Origin of the sequence: Neorhizobium sp. SHOUNA12A, from assembly GCF_023006505.1 — a bacterium.
Taxonomy (GTDB): Bacteria; Pseudomonadota; Alphaproteobacteria; order Rhizobiales; family Rhizobiaceae; genus Neorhizobium.
Window position 1 is genome coordinate 20,679 of the sequence record NZ_JALBGV010000018.1, and the last position, 26,073, is coordinate 46,751.

General features: G+C 56.2%; 30 protein-coding genes and 1 pseudogene. 18 read left to right on the forward strand and 13 right to left on the reverse strand.

Annotated features, from left to right (window positions below):
* Window position 1: 1 nt before the first annotated feature.
* Window positions 2-1,615, reverse strand: a complete 1,614-nt coding sequence (locus MOV63_RS10855; RefSeq protein ID WP_247033733.1) for a B12-binding domain-containing radical SAM protein — start codon at window positions 1,613-1,615, stop codon at window positions 2-4.
* Window positions 1,616-1,883: 268 nt separating this feature from the next.
* On the opposite strand from MOV63_RS10855, the gene MOV63_RS10860 reads away from it, so the two are divergent.
* The 5 genes from MOV63_RS10860 to MOV63_RS10880 all read left to right on the forward strand — a co-directional run bounded on the left by MOV63_RS10860 (window position 1,884) and on the right by MOV63_RS10880 (window position 6,192).
* Window positions 1,884-2,669, forward strand: coding sequence for a phytanoyl-CoA dioxygenase family protein (locus MOV63_RS10860; protein ID WP_247033734.1), 786 nt, complete (start codon window positions 1,884-1,886; stop codon window positions 2,667-2,669).
* Window positions 2,653-3,807: an iron-containing alcohol dehydrogenase gene (locus MOV63_RS10865; protein ID WP_247033737.1), complete on the forward strand. Its 1,155-nt coding sequence runs from the start codon at window positions 2,653-2,655 to the stop codon at window positions 3,805-3,807. The genes MOV63_RS10860 and MOV63_RS10865 overlap by 17 nt, the downstream gene beginning before the upstream one ends.
* Before the next feature lie 138 nt (window positions 3,808-3,945).
* Window positions 3,946-5,232, forward strand: a complete 1,287-nt coding sequence (locus MOV63_RS10870) for a UDP-N-acetylglucosamine 1-carboxyvinyltransferase (RefSeq protein ID WP_247033739.1) — start codon at window positions 3,946-3,948, stop codon at window positions 5,230-5,232.
* A gap of 111 nt (window positions 5,233-5,343) precedes the next feature.
* On the forward strand, window positions 5,344-5,922 hold the full coding sequence (locus tag MOV63_RS10875) for a CDP-alcohol phosphatidyltransferase family protein (RefSeq protein WP_247033741.1): 579 nt from the start codon (window positions 5,344-5,346) through the stop codon (window positions 5,920-5,922).
* A gap of 30 nt (window positions 5,923-5,952) precedes the next feature.
* Window positions 5,953-6,192: a hypothetical protein gene (locus MOV63_RS10880; RefSeq protein WP_247033743.1), complete on the forward strand. Its 240-nt coding sequence runs from the start codon at window positions 5,953-5,955 to the stop codon at window positions 6,190-6,192.
* 914 nt (window positions 6,193-7,106) lie between these two features.
* Here the strand turns inward: MOV63_RS10880 and MOV63_RS10885 are convergent.
* The 6 genes from MOV63_RS10885 to MOV63_RS10910 all read right to left on the reverse strand — a co-directional run bounded on the left by MOV63_RS10885 (window position 7,107) and on the right by MOV63_RS10910 (window position 9,834).
* Window positions 7,107-7,964 (reverse strand): DUF3800 domain-containing protein, encoded by an 858-nt coding sequence (locus MOV63_RS10885; RefSeq protein WP_405029322.1) that lies wholly within the window; start codon window positions 7,962-7,964, stop codon window positions 7,107-7,109.
* Between the two features lie 4 nt (window positions 7,965-7,968).
* Entirely contained in the window at window positions 7,969-8,220 is a 252-nt protein-coding gene (locus MOV63_RS10890) for a hypothetical protein (RefSeq protein ID WP_247033744.1), read from the reverse strand.
* Between the two features lie 3 nt (window positions 8,221-8,223).
* Window positions 8,224-8,463 (reverse strand): hypothetical protein, encoded by a 240-nt coding sequence (locus MOV63_RS10895; protein ID WP_247033745.1) that lies wholly within the window; start codon window positions 8,461-8,463, stop codon window positions 8,224-8,226.
* A 300-nt stretch (window positions 8,464-8,763) separates the two neighbouring features.
* Entirely contained in the window at window positions 8,764-9,102 is a 339-nt protein-coding gene (locus MOV63_RS10900; protein ID WP_247033746.1) for a helix-turn-helix domain-containing protein, read from the reverse strand.
* Window positions 9,099-9,482 (reverse strand): type II toxin-antitoxin system RelE/ParE family toxin, encoded by a 384-nt coding sequence (locus MOV63_RS10905; RefSeq protein ID WP_247033747.1) that lies wholly within the window; start codon window positions 9,480-9,482, stop codon window positions 9,099-9,101. The genes MOV63_RS10900 and MOV63_RS10905 overlap by 4 nt, the downstream gene beginning before the upstream one ends.
* A gap of 199 nt (window positions 9,483-9,681) precedes the next feature.
* On the reverse strand, window positions 9,682-9,834 hold the full coding sequence (locus MOV63_RS10910; RefSeq protein ID WP_247033748.1) for a hypothetical protein: 153 nt from the start codon (window positions 9,832-9,834) through the stop codon (window positions 9,682-9,684).
* Window positions 9,835-9,894: 60 nt separating this feature from the next.
* Here MOV63_RS10910 and MOV63_RS10915 point away from each other — a divergent pair, with 60 nt between their 5' ends.
* The 3 genes and pseudogenes from MOV63_RS10915 to MOV63_RS10925 all read left to right on the forward strand — a co-directional run bounded on the left by MOV63_RS10915 (window position 9,895) and on the right by MOV63_RS10925 (window position 11,214).
* Window positions 9,895-10,221, forward strand: a complete 327-nt coding sequence (locus MOV63_RS10915; protein ID WP_247033749.1) for a hypothetical protein — start codon at window positions 9,895-9,897, stop codon at window positions 10,219-10,221.
* 371 nt (window positions 10,222-10,592) lie between these two features.
* Window positions 10,593-10,914, forward strand: a pseudogene (locus MOV63_RS32940) (ATP-binding protein); the annotation flags it as partial.
* 72 nt (window positions 10,915-10,986) lie between these two features.
* Window positions 10,987-11,214 (forward strand): GNAT family N-acetyltransferase, encoded by a 228-nt coding sequence (locus MOV63_RS10925; protein WP_247033750.1) that lies wholly within the window; start codon window positions 10,987-10,989, stop codon window positions 11,212-11,214.
* Between the two features lie 151 nt (window positions 11,215-11,365).
* Here the strand turns inward: MOV63_RS10925 and MOV63_RS10930 are convergent, their stop codons facing one another.
* Both MOV63_RS10930 and MOV63_RS10935 read right to left on the reverse strand, forming a co-directional pair.
* Window positions 11,366-11,824, reverse strand: a complete 459-nt coding sequence (locus tag MOV63_RS10930; RefSeq protein ID WP_247033752.1) for a helix-turn-helix domain-containing protein — start codon at window positions 11,822-11,824, stop codon at window positions 11,366-11,368.
* Between the two features lie 286 nt (window positions 11,825-12,110).
* Window positions 12,111-12,866: a MurR/RpiR family transcriptional regulator gene (locus tag MOV63_RS10935; protein ID WP_247033754.1), complete on the reverse strand. Its 756-nt coding sequence runs from the start codon at window positions 12,864-12,866 to the stop codon at window positions 12,111-12,113.
* Between the two features lie 304 nt (window positions 12,867-13,170).
* On the opposite strand from MOV63_RS10935, the gene MOV63_RS32785 reads away from it, so the two are divergent.
* The 8 genes from MOV63_RS32785 (at window position 13,171) to MOV63_RS10975 (ending at window position 22,506) form a co-directional block, all read left to right on the forward strand.
* Window positions 13,171-14,316 carry an ABC transporter ATP-binding protein gene (locus MOV63_RS32785; RefSeq protein WP_293402712.1) on the forward strand — a complete coding sequence of 382 codons (1,146 nt, stop codon included), beginning with the start codon at window positions 13,171-13,173 and terminating at the stop codon, window positions 14,314-14,316.
* A complete protein-coding gene (locus tag MOV63_RS10945; RefSeq protein WP_247033755.1) occupies window positions 14,313-15,215 on the forward strand; it encodes a carbohydrate ABC transporter permease in 903 nt (300 codons plus the stop codon). The genes MOV63_RS32785 and MOV63_RS10945 overlap by 4 nt, the downstream gene beginning before the upstream one ends.
* Entirely contained in the window at window positions 15,215-16,051 is an 837-nt protein-coding gene (locus MOV63_RS10950; RefSeq protein WP_247033757.1) for a carbohydrate ABC transporter permease, read from the forward strand. The genes MOV63_RS10945 and MOV63_RS10950 overlap by 1 nt, the downstream gene beginning before the upstream one ends.
* Window positions 16,052-16,072: 21 nt before the next feature.
* Window positions 16,073-17,320, forward strand: coding sequence for an ABC transporter substrate-binding protein (locus MOV63_RS10955; RefSeq protein ID WP_247033758.1), 1,248 nt, complete (start codon window positions 16,073-16,075; stop codon window positions 17,318-17,320).
* A gap of 15 nt (window positions 17,321-17,335) precedes the next feature.
* Window positions 17,336-18,124: a phosphodiesterase gene (locus tag MOV63_RS10960; RefSeq protein WP_247033759.1), complete on the forward strand. Its 789-nt coding sequence runs from the start codon at window positions 17,336-17,338 to the stop codon at window positions 18,122-18,124.
* A 22-nt stretch (window positions 18,125-18,146) separates the two neighbouring features.
* Window positions 18,147-19,880 carry an HAD-IA family hydrolase gene (locus MOV63_RS10965; protein ID WP_247033760.1) on the forward strand — a complete coding sequence of 578 codons (1,734 nt, stop codon included), beginning with the start codon at window positions 18,147-18,149 and terminating at the stop codon, window positions 19,878-19,880.
* A 282-nt stretch (window positions 19,881-20,162) separates the two neighbouring features.
* On the forward strand, window positions 20,163-20,663 hold the full coding sequence (locus MOV63_RS10970; RefSeq protein WP_247033761.1) for a GNAT family N-acetyltransferase: 501 nt from the start codon (window positions 20,163-20,165) through the stop codon (window positions 20,661-20,663).
* 193 nt (window positions 20,664-20,856) lie between these two features.
* On the forward strand, window positions 20,857-22,506 hold the full coding sequence (locus MOV63_RS10975; protein WP_247033762.1) for a Na/Pi cotransporter family protein: 1,650 nt from the start codon (window positions 20,857-20,859) through the stop codon (window positions 22,504-22,506).
* Here MOV63_RS10975 and MOV63_RS10980 read toward each other — a convergent pair.
* Window positions 22,452-22,961 carry a hypothetical protein gene (locus MOV63_RS10980; RefSeq protein WP_247033763.1) on the reverse strand — a complete coding sequence of 170 codons (510 nt, stop codon included), beginning with the start codon at window positions 22,959-22,961 and terminating at the stop codon, window positions 22,452-22,454. The two genes, MOV63_RS10975 and MOV63_RS10980, sit on opposite strands and share 55 nt — an antisense overlap.
* Window positions 22,962-23,091: 130 nt before the next feature.
* Here MOV63_RS10980 and MOV63_RS10985 point away from each other — a divergent pair, with 130 nt between their 5' ends.
* Together MOV63_RS10985 and MOV63_RS10990 are read left to right on the forward strand one after the other, a co-directional pair.
* Entirely contained in the window at window positions 23,092-23,391 is a 300-nt protein-coding gene (locus tag MOV63_RS10985) for a hypothetical protein (protein WP_247033764.1), read from the forward strand.
* Window positions 23,388-23,831, forward strand: coding sequence for a type II toxin-antitoxin system VapC family toxin (locus MOV63_RS10990; protein ID WP_247033817.1), 444 nt, complete (start codon window positions 23,388-23,390; stop codon window positions 23,829-23,831). The genes MOV63_RS10985 and MOV63_RS10990 overlap by 4 nt, the downstream gene beginning before the upstream one ends.
* A 604-nt stretch (window positions 23,832-24,435) precedes the next feature.
* On the opposite strand, the gene MOV63_RS11000 is transcribed toward MOV63_RS10990, so the two are convergent.
* From MOV63_RS11000 to MOV63_RS11010, 3 genes are read right to left on the reverse strand one after another with little or no spacing between them, the layout of a single operon-like run.
* The gene (locus tag MOV63_RS11000; protein WP_247033820.1) at window positions 24,436-24,657 is read right to left on the reverse strand and encodes a hypothetical protein; all 222 of its coding nucleotides are present in this window, start codon (window positions 24,655-24,657) and stop codon (window positions 24,436-24,438) included.
* Window positions 24,641-24,964: a HipA N-terminal domain-containing protein gene (locus MOV63_RS11005; protein ID WP_247033766.1), complete on the reverse strand. Its 324-nt coding sequence runs from the start codon at window positions 24,962-24,964 to the stop codon at window positions 24,641-24,643. The genes MOV63_RS11000 and MOV63_RS11005 overlap by 17 nt, the downstream gene beginning before the upstream one ends.
* On the reverse strand, window positions 24,964-25,341 hold the full coding sequence (locus MOV63_RS11010) for a helix-turn-helix transcriptional regulator (RefSeq protein ID WP_309500823.1): 378 nt from the start codon (window positions 25,339-25,341) through the stop codon (window positions 24,964-24,966). The genes MOV63_RS11005 and MOV63_RS11010 overlap by 1 nt, the downstream gene beginning before the upstream one ends.
* Between the last annotated feature and the right edge of the window lie 732 nt (window positions 25,342-26,073).

Below are 26,073 nucleotides of genomic sequence, written 5' to 3' on the forward strand. Positions count from 1 at the left end.
TTTAATATTGGTTTTCAGTCCAAGTTTTCCGCCCTTTCCTCAGACGGTTTTCGCGGTTAAAATCCTTATTGAACTGAGCGGCCAAACTGGCGATCTCCACTCCGCGCCAAAGGCCAGGCACATCTATAAGCCCTTGCTTATATGACATTCGATATAACGGGGTGTTTTTCGCAATAAAATCTTGTCGTAGACACTCGGACAAGAGGACAGAGCCGACTATTGGTGTCGCCGTGAAGAATGATGCGCTATGAAACCCTGCGTCTTCGGCAAAACGGTAGGACTGGTACATTTCGTCCACCGTTTCTCCAGAGTGACCAAACATTGGCGGCATGCCGACAATGAAAAAACCGTGGACGGATAATCCAATACTGCTGGCGTACCTTATTAAGTGTTTTGTTCTTTGTAGATCCAATGGTTTCCGAATGAGATCATTCAGAACCCTTTGGCAACCGCTTTCAATTGCGAAGGTAACCTGGTAGCAGCCGGAATCGACCATCAGGTCAAGAAGCGCCTCGTCCATCCGCCATAATGCCGTGCCCTGTGGCGTGCACCATGGAAGCTTCAATTCTTTTAAATGCTGAAACAGAAACTTCGCGTGTTGAAGATCATTCGTTATATTGTCATCCTGGATGTGGAATTCGTTTATGGCGTAGCCGTCTTGGAGACGCCGCAATTCTTCAAGGACGTTTTCCGGGCTGCGGCGGCGCAACTTTCCACCCCAGAAATTTGTTGTCGTGCAGAAAGTACATTTTGCGGTACATCCCCTGCTGGTATAAATTTGCCCTACTCGATCACCTATCGTATAGGGAGATTGGTATGCTTTGATGTCAAAATAGGCCTCCATATTGTATAGGTGCCAAGCGGGAAACGGGATCTGGTCAAGTTCGGCCCAGAAGCCGCTATCATTTCGCTCTTTTGAGCGGATCAACGCCATCTCAGAGTTCTCAAATATCGAACCATCTGGAAGTCGTGCGATTATACTCGGAATATCGTTGATATCGTATGCGCCGTTGAGATACTCAACATAATGTAGAAATGTCGCCTCAGACTCACTAAGAAATACCGCATCGATTCCAAAATCCTCGAAATAGTTATGGGGAAAATAGCGAGCGTGCGCTCCTCCGGTAACGACATAAGCATTTGGTGCCGCATCTCCAATTGCCGCAAACACTTCGCCAACAGCATCGGATTGGTTGGAGAATATACTGGAAACGCCGACTATATCCGGGCAAAATGCTGCGATACGCTTAGATATCTCCGTCCGGTCTATCCCGTATGTCACAAAATCGGGATTATCTGCTATTGGAGTCGAATTATAATAACCCTCCACAAGGCAGTCGAGAATCGCAACCTCATAGTCGTTATTCTCCAATACCGACGCGATGTAACCTAGACCGAGAGGATAGGTGCATCTGGGAAGATCCCCCTTGAATAGAGTAGCCGCTGGCGAAATCAGCAAAACACGCTGAATCCCCCTATTGCAACGATTAGTTTTTGATTTTGATATGTCGCTATACTTAATTTTCGGCTGAGCATCCGGATCAACGTATGGCTTTTTCAGCGATTCTATTCTTGTTGTCATTACAAGACCCGCAGTTTTTTTGATCAATAACATCTTCCGATGCAATCCAACATGAAATGCATCGGAAGTACGTGAAGCAAGATTCGAAGTTCGGCCATAACCGGCAGACTCAAAATCAAGGCGCGATCGATAAAACGGCCAGCACTCACTTGCATGCCGTCGGCGATTACACTACTATAGGTAGTGCGGCCAATACAAGCTAAATATCACCAAGATATCTGTTTGCTGCTCTTCGGGATCGTTTGGTCGCGCAGGAGAAACGCAAGGAACTATCTCACGTGAAGTTGGAGGCAAACACGAGATGTCGTTACTTGATGGAAATAACAAGCCCGTCGTTCTGCACGATTTGGCTCACGAGACAGCCGTTGCTCGAAGGCGTGGATGGAAGCTTATTTCCCCGTTCGCGTCGAAAGCTGAAATATTGTTGCTAAAGGAACAATTGCTGCGCACAACTATGGACAGCGATGGACATCCCCATTGTCTATACTACTACGATGTATTGCCAGATGGGAAGAGTCGCCTAACGCGTGTCGAAAGGATTTGGGAAGCGCTGACGATCCTGAAATCCGCAGGGCTCGGCGAGCGTATTATCCGAGCGGCGGAAAGTTACCTGGGATGCCCGGTTGTCTTGTTCAAAGATAAATTGAACATTCGTTACGCCGGTAGCGGTGGCTACGCCCCGCATCAAGACTCTGCGGCTGGCTGGGGCGAGTTTGCAGAGAGGTTTGTCTCGATCGGTCTATTTTTAGGCCATTCCGATTTGTTCCATGGAGGATTTGAAGTTGTCGACGAACAACACAACTTAGGTCGCTTTCCCAACGAGAAGGGTAAAATGACAGATGATCTTTTCAACACAATGGCACCTATGGCGGTAGATGCAGATATGGGCGACGCACTTCTCCTCGATAGCGAGGCACCACATCGAACAGCCCACAACTCTTCCTCCTTGGATTCGTGGCATCTATTATTTACGTTTGCACCCTCGGTAGGTGGGCCAATCCGCGAGGAGTATTACGAGCGGAAGATTCAAAGCTTCCAAAACGGAAAAAGCAGCAATCGGTTCGAGTTTCGTGTCTTCTCGTTTTGAAACATCGTTAGATCTCACCAGTGAATGTGGCGCTCCGTTTCGGCGCGGATTGGTTCGATGTGGCGCGGCCCTATTGCTTGGGCGTGCCATAAAGACAATTGGTATTCCTGGAAGGACGATAGTTATAGTCGGGCGGAATGTCGGCTCATCTAGAGCAGCAGAGAACGCTTTGGCGACGATATCCGATGAAAAACTCGTCATTCCTATCAGTGGAAGTGTACTGGAGTCAGAGTATTTATCCGAGCCCGCGAGGCTAATCGGCAATCAACCAATCGGATGTATCGTGGCGATAGGCGGCGGGCGTACGATTGATCTGGGAAAGCTGCTAGCCTGCGGAATACGAGATACAGCAGCGGCCAGAGCAGTCATCCGAGGCGACGTCAACGCAAGACGCAACGTGCCTCTGATCGCTCTACCGACGACAGCAGGTTCCGGAAGCGAGTGTACGCCCTTTGCTGTCGTCTACGATCAAGGTCGCAAGGCTTCCATTGAAAATATCTCGCTAGTGCCCGACGTTTCGCTAGTTGATGCACGATTCCTCGCCAGCGCCCCTGCAAGTGTCAATGCGGTCGCAGGTCTCGATGCCTTGTGCCAGGCCATTGAATCGTTACTTTCAAAATTCACAACTCCGGAGAGTTCCGTCCGCGCTCGGCGTGCGTTGTTGATTGCTTCTCAATACTTACGGCGCGCAGTGGCGGGGGAGACCTCGGCGCAACGAGCAATGGCAATAGCGGGCCACCTCGCCGGGCAGGCGATCGCGATCACGCGAACGACAATACCGCATGCGTTGTCGTACAACCTGTCGTATAGTCAGGGAATTCCGCACGGGCACGCGGTATCATTGTCGATGGGAAGATATCTTGAGCTGTTTGGAAGCTTGATAAACAGTTCAGCCAAACTCGGAGTCTGGAGGGCTCCATATGGTCTAATCGAATCTGCGTTGGGCGCCTCACAAAAGGCACCGATCGCGAAAATATGGGGGTCCCTCCTTGATGAGCTTGGTCTCGCTCCGACGGCCAAAGATTGCGGCCTTTCTATGCAAGACATACACAAGACAGTGGACCTCGTCGATTTGGCTCGGATGGCAAACTCGCCTGTAAAACTGGATCGGTCGCAGTTGATTGCGTTGTTTGATTGACCTTTTTCCTATTAATTCTCGAAACGGTCGCAGCGCAAACTTACGGCTTATCCGCGGCGTTCAGATATTTCCGATTGTATTTCATAAAAAAACGCTAAATCCTTGTGACTTGGGAAATGAAACGGGAGAGGGTGAAACATGGCTGACTTAGTTGTTGAAGGTGGCATTCCGATAAACGGCCGGCTGACACCCTCGGGCAGTAAGAATGCGATCCTGCCAATGCTCTGCGCCACTCTTCTCACCGATCAAGAAGTGACTCTCAAAAATGTACCGGACATCAGCGACGTCGAGAAAATCTTAGATTGCTATAAAGAATTGGGGGCTTCGGTCGAGTGGCACAGAGATGAGCAGGTAATCACTGTTCGCCACGATGCAGACGTTATCGCTTCTCGTGATCCGCAATTACCGTTGGGAATACGTTCTGCCGTCCTGTTGCTCGCGCCGATAATCCAGAGAAAGGGTTATCTTATGTTTGATACCGAGGCGAAGGGATGCGCACTGGGCATTCGCGAACTCGATCCGCATTTCGACGTACTTGCGGCGTTTGGTTGCTCTATTTCTACCTCGCAACCGCGCGAGATTACGTTGTCTGGACGGCCTCGTGCAGCAGATATCTGGGCTGAGTACGCATCCGTCACTGCGACCGAGACGTTCCTCATGATGGCGGTTCTCGCCGATGGCAGATCGACACTCAACAATGCCGCCTCGGAGCCTCACGTACAAGAGTTCTGCCAAATGCTTACCGCCATGGGAGGGAATATTTCCGGCATCGGCACCTCATACCTCGTCGTTCAGGGAGTCGATAAACTACAAGGAGTGGCCTTCGATGTACCGGATGATCACCATGAAGTTGCAACCTTTCTTGCCATTGGCGGCGTCAGCGGAGGGAGGATTGCGGTCAAGACCAATGTCGCAAAATATATGCCGTTGATCATTCGGCAGTATCGAAAATTAGGTCTAAAAATAGTTGTATCCGATGATGAGATCGTAGTTGATGGTTGGGACAGAAATGTCGAAATGCCACTCACGCCAGAGCTTGTTCCGAAGATTGAGGCCGCGCCTTGGCCGTACTACCCTGCAGATTTGCTGCCTCAGGCAATTGGCATAGCCGTCGGATGTAATAGTGAGATAATGTTTTGGAACAAGGTTTATGAAGGTGCTCTGTCGTGGAGCGCTGAACTTTCGAAATTTGGTGCCAGAGTTCATCTATCTGATCCGCATAGACTTATTGTTCTTGGCGGCTCACAATTGCGCCCTGCGACCGTAGAAGCGCCTTATATCATTCGTGTCGTACTTGGGCTCTTCATCGCCGCCATCCAAATCAAGGGCCAATCGACTATCCGACACGCAGATCCAATCCGGCGGGCTCACCCACTTTTCGTGGAAAAATTGCAAGCTATGGGCTGTCGGGTTCGCTGGACGTAACCCGCCATTTTAACAATATACCGTCCGTCAACTCTAAAAAAGGGACATACTAAATTGGACGGATACATCTATCGACCGATAAGACCTCTTTCGAAATCGTTGGCGAGGAGTTTGACAACGCGTCTTCTAAAGCCAAACCACTTTACAATCATATGGTTTGCTTTTTATATTTTAGCTGCCGTGAATTTCTCTGACGGAAGCTTTGTTAGGTCGATCATTGGGTCGTTCTGTATATTAGCCGCCGCATTCTTCGATTGTCTGGATGGAGATCTTGCAAGGGAGCGTGGGAAAGCCAGCAGTGCTGGCGCTTTCTTAGAAAACGTACTCCACTGGGTCTCTCAATCAGCCATTGTGGTCGGTGTAATCGCGGGGCATCTATCTCCTCATGTAGATGCCTTTACGTCAGTATTGGTTACCGGCGTATACCTTTCAGGCGCCTTCATGTTTTACGTTATGTATATTCTCATGAATATCTATCAAGACGCCAACTCCAACTATCCCATTTTTAGCAAATTAACATCGAACATGCTGCCATATATGCCACTTGACTCAAACCTTGCGATGATCACGGGTTTCTTCGGTGCGCCTTTGGTGGGCCTTACGGTCTGGGCGTTGCTTGCGTGGTCTATTTTCGTATTTGGCGCAATAGTTCAATACAGAGCCTTGAGAAACAACGCCAGATATGATTGATTGGTGAGCGCTAAACCATAGGAGGTAATCATGGCAATCAAAGAATCTGATGATGCGTTGATCGGAAAGGTATTTGCGTCGTTGAGCGAGATGATGGTTCAGATCGCGAAAGGACCGTTGGAAGCCGTGTCACAATATAGACCGGGGACAGAATTGAGTGCTCACACGCTTGGTAGCCTAAGTGGCAACATGCGGCAGCTTTCAAATAAAGCGTCGCTTGCGGCCTCCATGGCCTCGCTGCTGGCTCGAATAAAAGGCAAGGCAGTGTAAAAGCGGGCGGTTCTACCGTGTCCTCAATATGAGTTTTCTACCTATTACATGTAATGGCATCGTTTTTTGCGGCGCTACCTAGATAGCGCCGCATTTTTCAGAAGCGGCACCACCCATTCCGCATCCATCAGGTCGGTTTCGTATCGTAGCTCCTTGCTCATGCAGTTATCGCAATCGGCGCAGGCGCAGTCGCTTGCAGGCGAGCGTTGAAATATCCTCCGTCTCGGTTGTCAGGAATCGCGCTTGCATCGGCCCTGGCGATTTTCGAGAGCCAAGCGATATATCTTTCCTCGTTCGGTACCACACCTCGAATACGCCAGATGAATGAGCTGTGCCGGAAGAGGGCGAACAAATTGGGCATTTCATGCCGAATCACAAAGCTCTGCCAAAGCGCACTGTGGCATCGAGCTTCCCTTCGGCTTCCAAATGCGGATAGCGGTAGCCGATTTCGCGGCGAACGTCGTCCTTGGTAAAGTTGAATCCACGACCCTCGCTTCACTCCAGCCTATGGCGATTTGACCCTCAGCGAGGAGGTTCTTCACCTGGTTGCTATTGCTGGATTTCAGGCGATAGGCGTAAACGTCGGACATGGGGGAGCTGGCCTGTTGATCGTCAGCATATTGAGGAAAAATTCTTTAAGCAAACCTGTCGGTTGCAACGTTACTTCTCCATTGCGGGCGACGATGAGCGAGGTAGCGTAGCTTGCCGGGCGTACCCGCCAGACATCGCCGGTCAGGCCGGGTACAGACTTTCTAAATCGATAGTAACCCCTTGATTTAATTTGAGACTATCCGAGGGTGTTTGAACAGTGTTGCAACGGATGCGATAGTGACCTATATTTCCCTAGAGCAACGCTCCGGGGTCAGCGCTAGGCGCGGGCCGAAATGTTTAGGGCCCGATTTATCGGGCCTTATTCATTTGAAGCAGCTGTATTTTATCCCCAACAATGCCCGATCTTCCGGTTCCAGCTGTGCGTCAATCAGCCGGCCGGCCTTCATCAGCTGCACATACGGCCGATAGGTCGGATCATAACCGGCCTTGGCCATTGGGTAGAGCATCAGATCCGCGATCTGGATCATCGGCGTCTCCTTGGTACGGCGCTTAGTATCGCCCATAACGATGCGGCGGAAATCAGCCGCGCTGAGGGATCCGTAGCTGGATGATGTGCCGCTATCGAATGGCATCCCGACCTCCTTCAGGCTTTTGTGGTAAGCGATCAGCGCCCGGTCCTCAGCTTTGCCCGTCTCCTCGAAAAACACGCGCAGCACGCGACCCTGGCTGTCTGCGTACTTGGCTGCCCGCTCGATCAGGATGCAATAGGCGGTCTTGCACATCAGCCAAAGACGTTCGGCGTAATGCTCTTTGTAACGGGCGACATATCCCGGCCGGTCAATCACGGCCGCAATGCCCAGCACCGGGAGGCTCACCATGAACTCATCCAGCTCGGGAAAGAACGCCCGGGCCTTCTCCGGATTCTTCAACCAACCGAAGTTCTCCCGACCGCCACGGATCGGATTGGAATGCAGCGGATAGGTGATGTCATGCCTGGCGCAGAACTCGGCGTGACGGCTCTTCAGCTCGTCGGCGTCCTCTTCTTTGATCAGGATCCCGCCCAAGGCAAAACAGTCCATGCTGTCGTCGCGGTTATGCTTTAGGCGGCGATCGGGATCGCGGCTGCCGCTGTCGTCGATAAAGAGGTGATATTCGGAACTGCTGTCATGGATGGCTATATAGCGAAAACCGCGTCGGAATGCTTTGACGTTTTCCGCAATGTCTTCAAGATGGATCGCGCCAGCTAATCAGCCGCCGCAGGGCCTCGACGGGCGGATTGCATTCCAGCTTTGTCGCAGCGAGCGTCATGTCCATGCTCTCTACAAATCCCAGCAGCGCGAGTTCCTCACCAGCCCGGCGTGCCATTTCAATCGCCTGCAACCATTGTAGGACGATGTGCCGGGCTTCGGCCTGGGCCGCTCGCTCGCGCTCGAATTGCTCGGTCACGACGGGAAGAGGGTGAATCTGTGCGGACATGCGTTATATCTGCGCCAGCCCGGCAGGCCTGTCCATCGGCGCATCGCAGTTAGGGGCATACGCATTAAGCAGCTCGGCCTTTTGGGAAATCACTTGGTGAGCTTTGAGCAATATGACTACGGAGACGAGATGCCCCATTTCACAGATTTCATCGACAAAGCCCATCAGGTCCGAGACCGCCTGCGTCTGCTGGAGATGGCTGCCAGAGCCCTCGAAGATGAGACCCAGCGCAGCGCCATGCATTGTGGCGTAGTTCTTTGTGCAGGACGCGTTCGCGGAGCTGCAGGACATGCTGGTACAGACGGGTTCCGAGCCCGCATCCGAACTTCCGGATGGAGCTGGTGACGACGCCCCAGACCTCGAACCCCGGGGGTCGGTTCCGGCTGGGGATGGTGAGGTATTTCCAAACCAATTTCTGCAAGGGCCTGCCGAGTTGACAGGATAGCAGCTCGTGGCCGGGAATTGAGAGAACGAAAAGGCGGGATAAAGCCCGCCTTTTCGTTCTGAGTGATGGTATGAGCCCTCGGCCGGGAGCGAGTCCCGTTACGCCATGACCGCATTGAAGGTTATGTTTCCGGCCTCTCCAGCCTTGGCATGAGGCCGTATAACAATTTCAACATCCTGATTGAAGGCGGTTAGGAAGCTCATGAGGCGTTCGACGGAGTATTCCCGGAAATGCCCCCGGAAGAGGCGGGAGACTTCGGGCTGGGTGATGCCCATGAGGGCACCAGCCTTCGCCTGATTGAGTTTCCGCTCGGTGACAAGACGATGCAGGGCGGCCACAATCTGAGCCTTCAAAAAGTGGTTCTCGGCATCCGGTAGTCCCAGCTCCGCAAAGATATTGGGGTGGCTGGCATGAACCTCGACGTGTTCGGTTTTCATCGCTTGCGCTCCTCATTTTGTTTCGCTGCATAATCGGCTTCCGCATCACGGAAACGGCGCTTAATCAGCTCGATATCGCCCTGGGGGGTCTTGATGCCGCGCTTTGACTTCTTCTTGAAGCAATGCAGCACATAAACGGCCGTATCAAAACGGACGGTATAAACGGCGCGGTAGGTATCGCTGTCGTGGTCTTCGACCAACTCCACTATACCATTGCCGAGGCCCTTAAGCATCTTCGCTGATGGAGGATGTTGCCCCGTCTGTGCCAGAAACAGCTCAAAGCCAAAGGCTTCCTGCACTTTGGGCGGAAAATCCGCATAGTCTTTGCGGCTGGATGCTATCCAGAGCAGCGGTCGGGTAGGGCTGGGCAACTTTTCCATCTACCTATATTATGAGTAAACACTCATAATCCGTCAAGCCTTTTGTCATTTTTCTTTGAAAGGCGGTTGCATCCCATGCAACCCTGCCTGACCGGCGAGGGCCGGGGGTAGCAACTGCAAGAGGGTTGGTGCGGCCGAAGGCGTAGCCGAGGCTCGGCCCTCTTGCGGGCGCGAGGGGCGGCGCCCCTAAGCTTCTTCCTCAAAGGGCAAGGCAATGCTCGCTGAACCGCAGATAAGCATCAAGGAACGGTTCGGCAAACGCCGCCTCGAACACCTCGGTGGTCGGGATGGTGACGACACGGGCCTTGCCCCCACGTTCCGGCGGCCGAGACACTAGGTCGTGCAGCGACACCTAATGGAACCGGTCGGGCACGTCCAGGTCGAAGCACGCGAAATAAACCGAGACGTGGAAATGGGCACCATAGCGGGCGAGTTTATCGACCTCGCCCAGCTCGAAAATCAGGTGGTCGTCATAGGCGGATTTGGCTTTGACATCAAAAGCCATGCTGCCGGCATAGGCACTGCTGGATCGGACGACGAGAGCCGGCTACTTGTTCCCCCGGCCGCTTTCGCTGGCGGAGCGATCATGCGGGGCATCATTGAGTCTGCCATCGAGTCGATATCGATTGCCGGCGGTGTCCTCACCGCGCTTTATCGGGAAAGCCATCCCCCACTGGCCGATCGAGTCCAGCAGAATCGGGAAAGGAGTACTACGGCAAGGGTTAATCGGCTCGGCTGACCTTGGGAGCGCACGAAATGGTCATGTATGATCTGCAGAGCTACGTTTACTCGAAAATCTACCCCGAAGAAGTGGGTAAGGCTGGCCGGCTTTCATTTTTCCAAAAATGGCATGTTAACTCAATTGCGTAAAATCACCGAAGGCAAGGGCGATGCAGAAACTATGCGGGCGCTCGCAGCCGGCCTGTCAGGCACGGAGGCGGAGGTTTCCGAAATAGTTTCTAGTCTGAGAGCCGCACGAGACATAATGAGCAGCCAGCGGGAAAATCTCGCGTTTGCTCATCGTTTGGACAATGTCTTGTATGGCCCTGTGCATCACATTGTTGATGCCAACACAGATCCTCGGGATGGTGCCGGTAACATACCGGATTCATCCTCGACGAACTCAACTATCTGCCATTTGCCCAGGCGGGCGGTCAGCTCCTGTTCCATCTGATCAGCAGGCTCTGCGAGCGCACATCGATCATTGTCACCACGAACCTGGCGTTCGGCGAATGGCCATCTGCCATCAGTGTTCGGCGACGCCAAAATGTCGACAGCACTTCTGGACCGTCTGGCCCCTCATTGCGAGATTGGCTAAACCGGAAACGAGTCCCCGCGCTTCGAGATCCGCTCTCAAAGCCGAAGACGATTATCACCCGCACTTGGCCTACCCTCTGCAACCCGGGTCAGCGCCGGGCAGGCCAAGCGCTGATCTAACACCACCAGGGGATTAAATTTGGATGCCGATAAGAGGTGAATTTGGACACCAGTTGGTATCTGGCAATTGTCCGGTATTTTTGCGCGGCTGCTGCCGCGCCATCCGGTGATTCCCGTCGCCCGTGTTGGGAGGCTGGCAATCGATGTGGAATTTAGGGGAAAGCGACTTGGCGCGGCCTTGTTATGGGATGCGGCAAATCGCGCTCTGCGTCTGGAAATAGGCGTGTTCGCGCTGGCTGTCGATGCCAAGGACGAACAGACGGCGCTCACGATCTGGCCACTAGGCCCGAAATGACGCACAATTGCCGAAAATCATAGAGTTCAGCTCTTCACGGCAAAGCCGCACAGGGGACGCGGGACCAGATGCGATGCGCATGCCGCGCCCTCCTTCTCGTGGAGGACGAGGGCGAGGGGCTGGGCCCGCCACAATATGGACCGTTGCCAGGTCAGGTTTCCTCGGCTGCCATTACCTCCATCAACGCCAGGATCCTCGATCGAACTTGACGAGGGAGTGCGAGCGCAGTCTCAACAAGTAATTGCCCTTCTGGTGACCGAATGTATTCCCAATTTCGGTCGCTTTCCGCGCGCAAACCCATACCTTCGCTCAACGGGTCCGGCAATTCGGAAAAGAAATAGGTGAGCGGGATACCAAGGCGGCACGCCATTTGGAAAAGCGTGGACGAGCTAACGCGGTTGGCACCGGACTCGTATTTTTGTATCTGCTGAAACGACAACCCAACCGTTCCTCCGAGCATGCTTTGCGAGAGCCCTAGATCCATTCGACGGGCGCGGATCTTTCGCCCAATCGCTTCGTCAATCGCGACAGCTTCAGGTACGCGAATTTCCAATAATCCGATGCAGGAAAATTTCGTGTCGGATGTGCGGGCTTGTCGACGGTGCTGCATTGTGAACCCCTTGCGAAGCTGCGACGAAGTCGCAACATGTCTGGCGATCGGGGAGTTGGAAAGCCGTCTAGCCCCTGTAACCTTCGGTTCAAAGAACCTCTTCTATACGTTACAGGCTCCCCGACCATAGGGAATTCATCGATCGCTGCGCAAACAAGCACATCTTCGGTTGACGGGGTTTCCACGCCCCAGGCAGCTCCGCTGCCTTCTGCCCGTATAACGGTATCAAAACGAAATTGCTAGCACTGCGTTCAATGAATGATGCCGTGCTCCGTTGAGGCGACCTTTAAAAAGAATGCGTGCGGCGAGCTATGGCTAATTCCGCAATCAGTGTCTCGATAATGAACTGGTGTGTAAGTGCTGCGCTGGGCAATTCAGTTATCGCCGGCAGGACAACACTGGACACCTTATCGATGCTGGCGCTCATCTGAGAGGGGATCGTGGCGATGAATGCACCAAGCTTGCGGATGTTGCGCAGGCGCCGTAAAATGTTCGCATCGACCTCCGGTCCTAGGTACCATATGACGACGCAGGAGCCGTCAAGACGATGCGCGTCCTCGAATCCCTTCGCTGATACGGCAAACGCCGGCAGATCGTATTCCACGAGTCGAGCAGCAAGAGCTTGAGCCGAAAACTGAGCCGTTCCTTCTCCAAGAACATAAATTCGGGATGCGCCCATCAAACCCAGCGCGAGCTTGGAGACATTCTCTTCGCGAAGATATGACCGGCTTTCTTCCAGAGCCTGAACGAATCGATCGCCAACCTTCACGGAACCTGATGTCTCCTGGAGCAATCGCGATTGTGCCTCAAGTTCGCTCGCGAGTGCGATCTTGAGTTCCAGGAGGCTTTGAAAACCGATCTCACGGTAGAACCTGATCACCGTCGCTGACCCGACTTTGCAGGCCTGGGCGATTTCGCGAACCGACTGGGTGAGCACCAGGCTAGGACGAGCGTTGACATAGGATCCGACCTTCGCGAGTGCTGGCGGAAAAATCGAGAGTCGCGTTCTGATCCTGGATGAGACCGGAAGTTTCAGTGCCATTATCCTGATCATACTCCGAAGGAAGCTTCGTAAAGCGAATCGCGCAAAAATTTTTCTGCAAGTTTCTCACGTTAAACCTCCAATTGCATTCCCCCAATTTTAACATCGAGTTTTCTTTTTTTACGGGAGAATCGCGGGGTGAAATTAGAACTGATGCAGAACATCTGGAGGCTCGCGATCGCCCACTGAGACTGGGTTTTTCATTGAAATCAGGCGCTTGTTGCTGTGACCCACTTGTCATAAAAGTGGAACCATGATCCACTATAGATGGAACACGCGGACCATACTTATGAGGAGGGAAGAGGTGACCGACATCGACAACGCGGCGATAGACGCCACGGGACTAACCAAGCAGTTCGGTGGCCACCGGGTCCTTGGACCCGTCGATCTTTCAGTGCGACCAGGGGAATTTTTAACGCTGGTGGGGCCATCGGGATGCGGCAAGTCAACGCTTCTGCGTTTGATCGCCGGTCTGGAAACAGCTTCCGAGGGCTCTATCCGCATCGCCGGTCGGATCGTCACCGATGCACCGCCCAGAGCGCGCGACGTGGCAATGGTATTCCAGAACTACGCGCTCTACCCCCATCTTACAGTCGCGCAGAACATCGCCGTGCCGCTGCGCATGCGGCGTCTGTCATTGCCTCAACGACTGCCGGTTGTCGGTCCCTTGCTACCGCGGAGTGCCGCAACGCTCTCCCAGATCAACGATGACGTCGAGCAGACGGCGAAGTCCTTGGGCATTGGGCACCTCTTGTCACGCAAGCCCGCTCAGCTTTCCGGTGGCCAGCGTCAACGCGTGGCGCTTGGTCGCGCTATTGTCAGGAAGCCTCGCGTCTTTCTTCTCGACGAGCCGCTGTCAAATCTCGACGCTCAACTGCGTGTTCAAATGCGGAGCGAGCTCGTGCAGCTTCATCGTCGCCTGCGGGTCACACTGATCTACGTGACCCATGATCAGGCCGAAGCGATGACGATGTCGAGCCGTATCGCCGTGATGTTCGCAGGCGAAATCCTTCAGATCGGCACACCTGAAGCAGTTTACGATGATCCGGACCACCTGAAGGTGGCAAGCTTCATATCGAATCCCGGACTCAACACGCTCCCGTTTATCGCCATCGCAAACACCCAGCTGGGTTGTCAACTCGGTGCAATGGCCAGCGCATCCCCGGATTGTACTATCGCGTTCCGCCCCGAGGCTTGCGCCACCGTCTCATCAGGCGAACAGTCGGACCTGTCCGGCAGGCTGATCTTCTGTGAAAGGTTCGGTGCGGAGGCCTTCGCACATATTGCAGTGGACTATGCCGAACATCCGATCATCGCTCGGGTCGAGCCCGGAAACGCGGCCCGAATGAGCTGCGACCAGCTTGTACACCTTAGTCTCGACGTTTCGAAACTCTTTTTGTTCGGCTCGGACGGGTCGCGATTGAGACATCAGCGGAGGGCGGCGGCATGACGATGACGTCGACGTTCGACAGGCCGGTACGACAATATAATTTTGGGACGATGTCGTTGCTGGTTTTTCCTGCAACCGCGCTCCTGTTGGCCTTTCTTGTGCTCCCCACGGCAGTCGTCGTAGTTTTATCCTTCACCGATTACGAGCTCGGAATGGATGGACTCCGCTATATCGGGCTAAGCAATTATTCCGACATGTTAGCCGATCGGGTTTTCTGGCAGTCGGTCCGTAACACCGCGTTATACGTCGCGCTGGTCGTTCCCGGCTCCATTTTCACGGCTCTTGCTGTGGCGCTGTTAATTGAACGCCGGCGCGCTTTAACCCGGTTCTACAAAGTCGCGTTTTTCCTACCGGTCACGGCGACGTTGGTCGCTATGGCGACGGTCTGGGAGTTCATTCTGCATCCGAGCATCGGTCTTGCCAATCATCTGCTCAAAGTGCTCGGGGTCGATCCGGTCCGCTTCTTGTCTGATCCGGACTGGGCGATCGTTTCGCTGGCAGTTATCGGTATCTGGCAGTCGATAGGTTTCAACATGGTTCTCTTCCTCGCCGGATTGAGCTCAATTCCGAAGGAAATAGACGAGGCCGCCGCCCTCGACGGTGCGGCCGGCGGCATTGACAGGTTTTTGATCGTGACTTGGCCTTTGCTCGGTCCGACGACGTTGTTCGTAACCATTACAACCGCGATCAATGCGATGCGGGTGTTCGAATCCGTTGCGGTTATCACTCAGGGCGGTCCCAACAAAGCGACAGAGGTCATCCTGTATTCAATCTACCTGGAGGCCTTCCAGTATTTTCGCACTGGCTACGCGTCCGCGCTGACCGTTGTCTTTCTGCTCGTCACCGTCAGTCTCATCATCCTGCAGATGCGTGTGGCAGATCGAAAGGTGCATTACTAATGGTTCGCCAATATTCGCCCGTCTCCAGCGCGCTGGCGCATCTCGTGCTCTTTTGCGGTGCGATCGTCATGCTGACACCGTTCCTTTGGATGGTCATCACATCCTTCAAAACGCCCGATGAAGTTTTCCTCGCCGAATTCCAGCTGCTTCCAACGAAGTGGGGCGGAACGGAGAACTATATTGCCGCCTTCACCGAAGCGCCGTTGCTGCGGCTGATGGTGAACGGCGCAGTTGTTTCGCTTTCGATCCTGGTGGTCCAGGTGATCATCGCGGCACCATGCGCATACGCTCTGGCAAAGATCCCGTTCCGCGGAAGCAGCGCTCTGATGGCGCTTGTGCTTCTCGGCTTGATGGTACCCATCCAGGTTCCGGCGCTGCCGATCTATATCGCCTTCGCCTATCTCGGCTTGCTCGACAGCTACACTGCTCTGATCGCGCCGTTCTCGATATCGGTTTTCTGCATCTTCCTGCTGCGCCAGTTCTTCAAGACTTTTCCGCAAGAGATCATCGAGGCAGCGCGTCTGGACGGATATTCAGAGCTCGGCATCGTTTGGTGCATCGTTGTTCCGACAGCGCTGCCAGCAATTGCGGCCTTTTCAATCTTCTCCATCATCGCCCACTGGAACGATCTCTATTGGCCCCTCATCGTGATCACCGAGCCCAGCCTCGCCACGCCGCCGCTCGGCTTGATGATGTTCAGGCAGTCGAGCCAGGCTGGCGGAAATATTGGCGCGCTGATGGCCGCCAGCACGATCGTCATCGCGCCTCTCGTGATCGCCTTCCTTTTCGCTCAAGCCCAATTCATCCGAGGACTAACCGTCACCGGGCTAAAATAACCCAACAAAGAGGTATAACACATGCTTTTCCGCAGCCTCATATCGCTCGCCCTTGCCTTGCCGCTGACCGCGCAGTCGGCACTCGCTCAAACCGAATTGACGGTCCAATACGCCTATCCGTCGCATCAGGCCTTCCACAGGGCCGTGGCCGACGCCTTCACGGCGAACCATCCCGGAGTGATGATCACCTTCCGTGCCGCCGCACCCGACTATGACGAAGCCCTGCAAACGGTGCTCCGCCAATCCATCACCACGGACTTGCCTGACGTCTTTATCTCCGGCCTGCAGAAAATCCCGGACCTCGTTTCCAGAAAAATCGCTGTCCCACTGACGCCCTTCACAGCTGGCCAAGACCTGGCGGGGCTCGGTTACTCGGATCGACTTCTCTCGCTCGGTCAAGTGAACAACGTCCAATACGCGCTCGCCTATGCCACCTCCACCCCGATCGTCTTTTTCAACACGGACCTGGTGAAGGCAGCCGGCGGCGATCCCGGCAGGCTGCCGACCGATTGGGACGGCCTGATCAAGCTCGCGCACTCGATCACAGCATTGGGCGGCGGCATCGACGGCATGTATTACGATGTGGGGACGGACGACTGGATGTTTCAGAATCTGATCTTCAATCAGGGCGGCGAGTTAATGAGCGCCGACGGCAAAGACATCGCGTTTGACGGCGCACAGGGCAAGGCCGCGATGCGGCTCTTCAAACGCTTCTTCACGGAGGGCGGGCAGAAGGCGATCGAGCAGCGCGCCGCGCGCCAGCAATTTGCGGCCGGCACGCTCGGAATCTACTTCACCTCGCCCTCCATCATCAGCACTTTCGAAAAGCAGATCGGCGGCAAGTTCGTCATGCGGACCTCAACCATGCCGCTCGCCAATCCGCAAAGGGCAGGGGTGCCGACCGGCGGCATGGCCGCCGTCATCGTCACAACCGATCACGAAAAACAGAAAGCCGCCTGGGACTATATCAAATTCGCCAGCGGTCCGGTCGGACAGACAATCGTCGCGAAGGCCACAGGCTACATGCCGGCGAACACCAGAGCCTTGGAGGCGACCTATCTCGGTGATTTTTTCAAACAGAACCCGAACTGGGAAACCAGTTCACGTCAGATTCCGATCGCGCGCAAGTGGGCCGCGTGGCCGGGCCAGAACGGCGTCAAAATCGCTCGGAATCTCGTCGACAACATGACACGGATCGCGGGTGGGGCCGATGCCGAGGAAACCTTGGCGGCCATGGCGCGCGAGACGCGCGCACTGCTTCCGAAGTGACGCGGAGATTCCCCATTGATTATCGCCCATGTCACCGATCCCCACCTCGTTGGACCGGACGAGACACTGTTTGGGATCGATCCGATGCGTCGATTGGATCACGTGTTTAGAAGAATCGAGCGAGATTATTCCGACGCGCGCCTCTGTGTGATCAGCGGCGACCTCGCCGACCGCGCCCAAGCCCAAGCCTACACGATGCTGCGGGAAAGGTTGGCGACCTTTCCCGTCCCCACGCGGCTGATGCTCGGCAATCACGACGACCGGGCCAGCTTTCGGTCGGTCTTCAGTGACACGGCAACCGATGCGCACGGGTTCATCCAGAATTTCGACGATATCGGCGGTGCGCGTTTCATTTACCTGGACACGCTGGCGCCAGGCTCATCGCAGGGCCGGCTCTGCGAAAACCGCTTGTCGTGGCTGGCCGACACACTGGCGGACGCCGCCGACAAGGACGTCGCGATCTTCACGCATTACCCCTTCCGCGGCGTTGGCTTGCCGCATTTCGAGGGGATGCTCCTCAGCAATCCCGATGCCGTCATGTCACTTCTTAAGGCGCACGGGCGGGTCAGGCACATTTTTTGCGGACACGTCCATGTCTCCATGTCGGGACAGTGGGACGGAATACCATTCACCACCTCCGCCGGCACGGCTCACCACATCCTGCCGGACTTTTCCAGCCGCGACGCGCGCTTCGTCGCCATGACGCCCCAATTCGATATCGCGACTCTCGACAGAAACAGCTTCCGCGTCACGCGTGTGGAGGCCGAGGAATGGCCGGTCCTTGCGATATCGGGCGGCGTTTGAAGGCTCCACCAGGAACGATCCCATGAATCCAAAACTCATCATTTTCGACTGTGACGGCGTTCTCATCGACAGCGAGTATCTGGGGTGCGAGATCCTCACCCGCGCTTTGAAATCCGCCGGATGCCCCATTGGCCTTGAAGAGGTCACGCGCCGATTTACGGGAATCAATTTCGCGGAATTGTCACGCATTCTGCGCGCGGACTACCAATTCACGACGCCAGCGGAACTGGAGGAGCAGGTCAAGGAGCGGGTCGAGGCCGCTTTTCGAACGGTGTTGCGGCCGATCACGGGTGTTCGCGCACTCTTGGAACAGCTCAATACGAAAGTCTGCGTCGCCTCCAGCAGCGCGCCCGGGAAACTCCGGCTCGGTCTGCAGATGACCCGCTTGCTACCTCTCTTTCACCCCAACATCTTCAGCACCGCGATGGTGCCGAATGGAAAGCCGGCACCTGATATTTTCCTGCACGCCGCGCAAGAGATGGGTGTTGCGCCTCAAGACAGCGTGGTCGTGGAAGACAGTGTCGCAGGTGTGACCGCGGGCGTCAGAGCTGGAATGCGGGTAATTGGTTTTTGTGGCGGCAGCCATTGCGGACCGGGACATGCGGACCTTTTGAAGGCGGCCGGCGCGGAGGTTGTCATCTTCCAGCTCGCCGACATCCTCAACCATCTTTCCCCTGGGCTTCGCAGGCCCGTCAACCGAACAAGGGAGGCAGAACCAATGACGACAAACACAAGGCCGGTCAAAACCGCGATCGTCGGCGCCGGGATATGGGGCGCCAACCACGCGTTGGCGTTGAAGTCGCACGCGGCGGCCGAATTGGCGGTCATCTGTGATCTGGATGAAAACCGCGCCCGCGCCGCAGCCGAACGGTTCGGCTGCGACTGGTCGACGCGACTAACGGACGTTCTCACCTCGGATGTGGAGGCGGTCACGATCGCCACCCCCGACCATCTCCATCGGGAGCCGGCCGTGGCCGCGTTGCTTGCGGGCAAAAACGTGCTGATCGAAAAACCTATCGCGACATCGGTCGCCGACGCCAAGGCGATCCTCGACGCGGCCGAAACCGGCGGCGGCATCCTGATGGTGGATTTTCACGCGCGGTGGCATCCGTTGTTCATGGGTGCCAAATCCTATGCGGAAAGTGGCAAACTTGGTAAGCCGGTCATGGGATATGCCCGCCTCAGTGACACTATTTGGGTGCCGACCAAGATGCTGGGATGGGGGGCGCGCTCGGGACCGGAGTGGTTCCTGATGCCACACATGACCGATATCGTCCGATGGCTCGTCGCCTCCGAGCCGCGGGAAGTCTACGCCAAGGGTTCCAGAGGCGTGTTGCAAAGCCACAATATCGATTGCTTCGACACAATCCAGGCAATGTTCACCTTCGAGAATGACGCCGTGTTCACTTTGGAAAGCTCCTGGATCCTCCCGGAGAGCTACTCGAATGTGGTGGACCAGCGCCTTACCCTCTATGGTACGGAGGGGGGACTCGATCTGCGCAACGAGCCAAACCTTTGGATCTACACCGACCGCTTCCACACGCCGTTTTCGTCGGAAGCCCTCACACGCTACGGAAAGGCCTGGGGCTTTCAGTATGAACCGATCAAATATTTCATCGATTGCGTCGCCTCCGGCGACATGCCCGAGGCAACCGGTTACGACGGGCTCGTTGTGACCGGAATGATCGAGGCGACCCTCAAGAGCATAAAAGAGGGGCGACCGGTTTTGATCAATGAGGTCTTGGGGACCGGCTAACGTGACCCCGCGACATTCGCCCAACAACGAAGCGTTGATCCGCGCTGGTCGAGCCTCTTTGTGCCGGGTCCTGATGGATCACCGGCTGCTCGCCGGTCCTCGAGCGCTGTCCGCACCCAGGTACCGCCTGTTCAAACCGTTGTTCGAGAGGAGACACCATCGTCTTGTGAGGGCGCGCATAGCCCAGCGCCAACCGCCATTCCCCGGAGAAGCGGTTGGGGGATATTCCGAAAGAGATCGGATCGCGATAAAACTCACCCGATCGAACGGTGGAGGTTGTCAATGGCAGACAGTTTTACAATCCGGCGCCTGACACCCAAAGACGCTGCTGCTTTCAGATCGATTCGTCTCGAGGCCTTGCGAAGCGCGCCGCGGTTTTTTGGTTATTCCTTCGCGGAAGAGGCCGTCGAACCGCTGTCATTTTTTTCGAACCGACTGGAGACACATGTCGTCTTCGGCGTTTGGCGCGAGGATACCCTCAAAGGGATCGCCGCCATGGAGAGGGGGGGCCTCGCAAAAACACGCCACAAAGGCACGATCTGGGGGATCTATCTGATGCCGGATGCCCGGGGTCACGGGCTGGCCAAGAACATGCTCGCGACGCTGATCAATGACGTGAGAGGGATGGTGAGCGAGCTCAGACTAACCGTTTCAACCGATAATCCGGCTGCCTATCGCCTGTACCATGACCTCGGCTTCCGGGAATATGGCCGCGAGCCGCGCGCGCTGAAAATCGGAGATGTCTTCCATGATGAATTCCTCATGGCACTCAGCCTGGAGTAACGGCGGCACCGGTTGGCTGACTCATGTCGGGCGAGCGGCGCGCTCGGCGGGGCGAAATCGCGGTTGAGCGCCTGCGTCATCAAGCGTGGCGCGCCCGACTATTCGAGCCACACAACAGGGCGCGACGCCGTCCAACTTTGTCAATCGACAGGTCGGCGATGTGGAACGCGTTCCCCAACAAACGAGAGTTGCCATGTCCACGATCCTTGCGGTAATCAGCCTTTTTGGCCACATCGCGCTGCTCCTGTGGGGAACGCGGATGGTGCAAACCGGCATCCAGCGCGCGTATGGACCGAAATTGAGGAGGTTCCTCGGGGTAGCGCTCCGCGGTCGGTTCAGGGCTTTCCTCGCCGGTCTGGTCGCCACCGCTATTCTTCAAAGCAGTACCGCGACAGGTATGATCGCGTCGGGATTCGCCGCGAGTGGTTATGTCGGCCTGGTTCCCGCTCTTGCCATCATGCTCGGCGCCAATGTTGGCACGACGCTTATCACGCAGCTCTTTTCCTTTGATGTGGCAGCGGCGTCGCCCGCCCTGATTCTGGTGGGCCTGGTATTCTTTCGCCGCGCGATGAAGCCGGAGATGCGTCATCTCGGCCGCGTCTTTATCGGCCTTGGCTTTATGCTTCTCGCGCTTCACCAGTTGCTGGAGGTCGTGTCTGAATTTTCACGGGCTATGAGATTGGGCTCGGTGCTGAGCATGCTTTCCTCCATGCCGCTTCTCAGCCTCGTGCTCTCGGCGGCCTTAACCTGGGCCGCTCATTCCAGCGTCGCGGTCGTCTTGTTGGTCATGTCGCTGGCGGCCAACGGCGTGATTGACCCCAATCAGGCATTCGTTCTCACCCTCGGTGCGAACCTCGGGACAGCTATCAACCCGGTTGTCGAGGCGGCGGGGCCTGATCTTTCCTCCAAGCGGCTTCCTGTTGGTAACCTTTTGACCAAGGTCTTCGGGATAGCGGTGGCTTTCGCGGCACTTGATCCTATCGCGTCCTTTATGGCGCCAACCGACGGTGACGGGGCGCGCGCTGTCGCGAACTTCCACACAGGCTTCAATCTCATCGTATCGCTGATATCTCTGCCTTTCCTGTCGCCGGTCGCGAATATCCTGACAAGGTTGATGCCAAGCAGGCCGGACGATACCGATGCGGGGCGACCCCGCTACCTTGAACCTGTGGCACGGGGGACCCCGGCCGTCGCGCTGGAAGCGGCCGCGCGTGAGGTTCTGCGGTTGGTCGATACCTTGGACGAAATGCTGGCGGGTGCCAGGCGCGCGCTCCATGTACCGGATCGCAAGCTGTTTTCGGGATTGAGGAAGCTGGACGACGTTCTCGACCGGCTCGACAACGCGATAAAGCGATATGTCACGTCGATGGGTCCCGACTGGCTCGGCGAGGCGGAGCACCGCCGGCGGGAACAAATCCTTTTGTTCTCGACGGGGTTGGAACAAGCGGGTGATGTCCTCGATCGGAACGTCTTTCCTCGTTTGGAGAAGTGTGGCCGCAAAGGGATCGCCTTTTCTGACGATGAGAGGCGGATTCTTGAAGAGCTCGTGGATCGCCTGATGAGGAATTTAAGGAACGCGGCCGCCCTCTTCATGTCTCAGGATGGCCGCCTGGCACGCTTGCTGATCGATGAGAAAACGGCATTCCGCACCGCCGAGCGCGAGGGCGCCATAGAACATTTTAGGCGGCTCGGCGAGGGCGATATCAGTGCCGCCGAGGCCAGCTCGGTACATCTCGACCTGCTAAGCGACTTCAAGCAAATCAACTCACATCTTGTCACCTCGACTGCTTACTCGGTTCTCGACCGATCCCAACAGCAGGTGTTCCCCCTGTCCGGCTTTTGAAACCGCGGAACCGACATTTCCAAGACATCAGTTCCCGAAATCCACTGCCGGAGAATGATTTTCCAATTGCCGGGCAACGCGGTTTTCTTGTCAGGAATGAACGGCCGCATGACCAGAAGCCGCTCGCCAAGGCCGGCCAGCGCTTCCGAAAGTTCCTCTACGTCACCAGGAAGTGACGCCATGCCCGCACGATCGACCAGTGCTCCCAGTTCGTCTGCCATCTCATCGATCGTCAGGCCGGCCTCAAGCCCGACACCCATTGCGAAGTGTCCCTTTCGGGCTTGCGCCGTTGTCCACGTCCAGATGAGGTTGGCGCGAGCCTCGAATATTTTCTGATGCAACGCTTTGGTGCCTTCTCCCTCACGCGAAATCTGTCGCGCCCACAATGATCGGCGTAGGGCCTCATCGAGCAGCTTGGGCAGGTCGGCGCGATCAGCGTCGAGGGCCTCGATCAACCCGAAGACAGTCGCATCAAGACGCTCCACAAGCTGCGACAGTGCCGCTGGCGGGCCGCAGGCAGCCTAACCGGACCTTGCTAAAACGTCACCTTCTGGCTATATTACTGGAAATAAGTCAGAGGTTACCATGGGCAGCTCGCAAAAACGCGCCATCCAAAACTATCGATCTCGCCTTAGCGAGCGCGGTCTGGCCCGCTTTGAGGTGCTTGGTCGCGATGCCGACCGCGACCTCATTCGATCATTGGCGCGCCGCCTTGCCGAAGACGGCCCGGATGCCTCTCGCCTTCGCGCGGCTGTCAGCCAGACCATCGCCGGTGAGCCGCCGAAAAAAGGCGGCATCCTTGCCGCACTGCGCCGATCCCCGCTCGTCGGAGCCGAGCTCGACCTTAGTCGTCCTCGCGAAGAAGGACGCAAGGTGGAGATCTGATGCGATATCTGCTCGATACCAACATCATCAGTAACATCGCGAAACCGACCCCGTCGGAGTCCCTGCTCGTCTGGATGGCCGACCAGAACGACGATGACCTTTTCATCGCCTCGCTCACTGTCGCTGAGATTCGCCGTGGCGTGCTTGAGAAGCCATCAGGCAAGCGACGTGACGAACTCGAAACCTGGTTTACGGGGCCGGACGGTCCGCAGATACTTTTTGCAGGCCGGGTTCTGTCGTTCGACGAGAAAGCTGGCCTCATATGGGCGCGGCTCATGGCCAACGGCAAAGCCAACGGACGCCCTCGGAGCGCCCTCGACACGATCATCGCCGCCGTTGCCGAAGCCAACGACTGCATCGTCGTGACCGACAACGAAAAAGACTTCTTCGATATCGAGTTCGTCAATCCGATCAGGGATGGCGACAGGGGACGGAAATGACAGGACCAGCCGCAGCCCCGCTAGAATACCAGCTTATCGGTTTAACCGAGAGCCGCGATGTCGGCGATACCCTTTCGGCGCTTGATCAGAAGCAAGGCCGCCTCCGCCTGCAGGCCCTGATCGCAGAGTGGCCGCGCAGAGACCCTGGCAATAGCCGCCGCGAGCGCCACCGGCCCGATCGCCAGACTTGATACGCGCTCTGGAGCCGCGAAGTGAGGTTCGATCGGACTTGGGACGTGTTGATGGGCGTATATCCGCTCAGGGAGGCCGCCTTGTCAGTTCCCCACACACCCATGGTCGAAATCAAGCCGCTCATTGGCCCGAGCTCGCTGCCGAGGAGGCCTGGGGCATTAAGAATGCGCCTATAGCTCGAATGACTGTCCCCAGATCACCCGGATCGTAGGCGACATCTCCGACAAACGCACGCAATTGTCGCTGCTTTTGCGCATCCTCGGCAAAGGCCGGCGTCAGCGCATCCGGCAGGTTGAGGTATTATCGCCGTCCCGCGTCGCGCGAAGGTGGCGGCCATCCCTCGTGACAGCCTGTCGCTGTTGAAGGTGAACGACCGGCTGAGAATCCAGATATCGTAAAATCCTTCATCCGGCTATTCGCCCGCCCCAGAGCCACCATCGCCTGGATTTTCTCGGCAATGACGGTTTCCCGCGCATATCTCCTTGCCCTGCTCATAGGCACGGGCGATGGTGGTGATGGCCTCCAGATCGACCAGACGCGGTATCGCGTCGGCCGCGCTTCCCCGGATGATTGCTCCCCGATCGTCCACAAAGCGTAGCGCGCCCTGCCGGCAGGCATCATCGGACAGCGTCAAGTACCCGAACTCGGAAGGGCCGTTGCCATAGCTGCGTTCGGGAAGCCTGCAGCCCCCAGCTATCCGGTGCGGCGTCGGCGAAGACGCCCGCCAATGCGTCGCGCATGTTTCCGGGCTGACCAGATGTCTGAAATGGCCCAGCGTCAATGGGAAAGCCTGGCTGCACGGCAAAGGCGCGCAGATTTTCGATCCAGGCTGGATCATAGGCAAAGGTCGAGAACTGCCGCGGCCCCGCCTGCGTAAACCGCAGTTGGCCAACGGGTGTCAAGCTCTCGCCGAGAACGACATGGGCGTTGAAGTCGGTCATCAGAATGACGCGCCGTCCGGATCGACGACATCCGGATCATCCGGTGCCGTCTTAGCCTTCGCCTTCTGTCTGCGGAGTGTGGTCGCAAAAGATCGCCCGCGACGCGGCTGGCGTTCGACCGTCAATGCCAGACCCAGATCGTCCTTGCGGATGTCGATCAGGTCGGCCAGCCGGTCGACAAGGCCAAGTACAACCAGAATATCGGCAAGCGTGCCAATTCCGACACCCGGGCCCCCCCTTTCCAAGCGCGCGACAGTGCTGGGCGATGTGCCCGCGCGCACGGCCAGATCAGCCACGGCGATGCCGCGCCGCAAGCGAGCGCCTCGGATGTCGTTTCCCAGTCTTTCAAGGACCAACTTTGATTTCGGCGATCCCATTGACAATAATCCAGATAAGAACATTAAAAGCTAGTTTTACGTCATATATGACTAATTGCCGAATTCGACAAGGCAAGGGCAATAGTTATGACTGGGCCGACCCTGCGCTTATATGCGAGCCATGGGCGTTAGCCCGTTGCAAGAGCGCGGTCGCTACCCTGGCGCTCTTTCAAGCGCGCCAATGATCTGTTCCCGATGAGCCGATCTAGCCTATTCGAGAGAGATCAAATCAGACCGAGGCTTTCGAACGGGCGGCGTTAGTCAACGCCGCACCTTGGTGAAAGTGTTCCCGCGTCCCAGGCTATTGCCGCGTGGGAGCAGGGAAGCAAAAAACCAAACAGCACAGCTATCAAGATTCTCGATCTTGTTGAGCGTAAAGGGCTGGTCAGGGGCGTGGATATCGGGGAATAAACGGTGCGGCCTCGGCCGCCTGTCTTTGGTTGCGCGCGCATTCGCGCGCTTGAACCCTTCTTTCCAGCTTACACCGACGACCGGGGCTTGTCCAATAGCCTCAGTTCCTCCGGCCCGCTCCATTCGGGCTTCGCCCTCCCGTGTTGTCGGAACTCCACCGCCCTGAGGCGGTGAGGCTTTGGAGCCCCGTTCTGACGGTCGATCGTCCAACCCGCTGACGCGGGCCTTTTAATTGGACGCTCGGCGCTGGCCAAGGGTTCAGGCGCGGCTTTTGAAAAGAAAGAGCTTCGCTGAATTCAAACCGTTACACAGCGAGGTTTT

Coding starts and splice junctions, on each gene's coding strand:
- MOV63_RS10855 (WP_247033733.1), bottom strand. CDS start 1,615: ATGTTATTGATCAAAAAAACTGCGGGTCTTGTAATGACAACAAGAATA.
- MOV63_RS10860 (WP_247033734.1), top strand. CDS start 1,884: ATGTCGTTACTTGATGGAAATAACAAGCCCGTCGTTCTGCACGATTTG.
- MOV63_RS10870 (WP_247033739.1), top strand. CDS start 3,946: ATGGCTGACTTAGTTGTTGAAGGTGGCATTCCGATAAACGGCCGGCTG.
- MOV63_RS10880 (WP_247033743.1), top strand. CDS start 5,953: ATGGCAATCAAAGAATCTGATGATGCGTTGATCGGAAAGGTATTTGCG.
- MOV63_RS10890 (WP_247033744.1), bottom strand. CDS start 8,220: ATGTCCGCACAGATTCACCCTCTTCCCGTCGTGACCGAGCAATTCGAG.
- MOV63_RS10895 (WP_247033745.1), bottom strand. CDS start 8,463: ATGCATGGCGCTGCGCTGGGTCTCATCTTCGAGGGCTCTGGCAGCCAT.
- MOV63_RS10900 (WP_247033746.1), bottom strand. CDS start 9,102: ATGAAAACCGAACACGTCGAGGTTCATGCCAGCCACCCCAATATCTTT.
- MOV63_RS10905 (WP_247033747.1), bottom strand. CDS start 9,482: ATGGAAAAGTTGCCCAGCCCTACCCGACCGCTGCTCTGGATAGCATCC.
- MOV63_RS10915 (WP_247033749.1), top strand. CDS start 9,895: ATGGGCACCATAGCGGGCGAGTTTATCGACCTCGCCCAGCTCGAAAAT.
- MOV63_RS10930 (WP_247033752.1), bottom strand. CDS start 11,824: ATGCAGCACCGTCGACAAGCCCGCACATCCGACACGAAATTTTCCTGC.
- MOV63_RS10935 (WP_247033754.1), bottom strand. CDS start 12,866: ATGGCACTGAAACTTCCGGTCTCATCCAGGATCAGAACGCGACTCTCG.
- MOV63_RS10945 (WP_247033755.1), top strand. CDS start 14,313: ATGACGATGACGTCGACGTTCGACAGGCCGGTACGACAATATAATTTT.
- MOV63_RS10950 (WP_247033757.1), top strand. CDS start 15,215: ATGGTTCGCCAATATTCGCCCGTCTCCAGCGCGCTGGCGCATCTCGTG.
- MOV63_RS10955 (WP_247033758.1), top strand. CDS start 16,073: ATGCTTTTCCGCAGCCTCATATCGCTCGCCCTTGCCTTGCCGCTGACC.
- MOV63_RS10965 (WP_247033760.1), top strand. CDS start 18,147: ATGAATCCAAAACTCATCATTTTCGACTGTGACGGCGTTCTCATCGAC.
- MOV63_RS10970 (WP_247033761.1), top strand. CDS start 20,163: ATGGCAGACAGTTTTACAATCCGGCGCCTGACACCCAAAGACGCTGCT.
- MOV63_RS10975 (WP_247033762.1), top strand. CDS start 20,857: ATGTCCACGATCCTTGCGGTAATCAGCCTTTTTGGCCACATCGCGCTG.
- MOV63_RS10985 (WP_247033764.1), top strand. CDS start 23,092: ATGGGCAGCTCGCAAAAACGCGCCATCCAAAACTATCGATCTCGCCTT.
- MOV63_RS11005 (WP_247033766.1), bottom strand. CDS start 24,964: ATGACCGACTTCAACGCCCATGTCGTTCTCGGCGAGAGCTTGACACCC.
- MOV63_RS11010 (WP_309500823.1), bottom strand. CDS start 25,341: ATGGGATCGCCGAAATCAAAGTTGGTCCTTGAAAGACTGGGAAACGAC.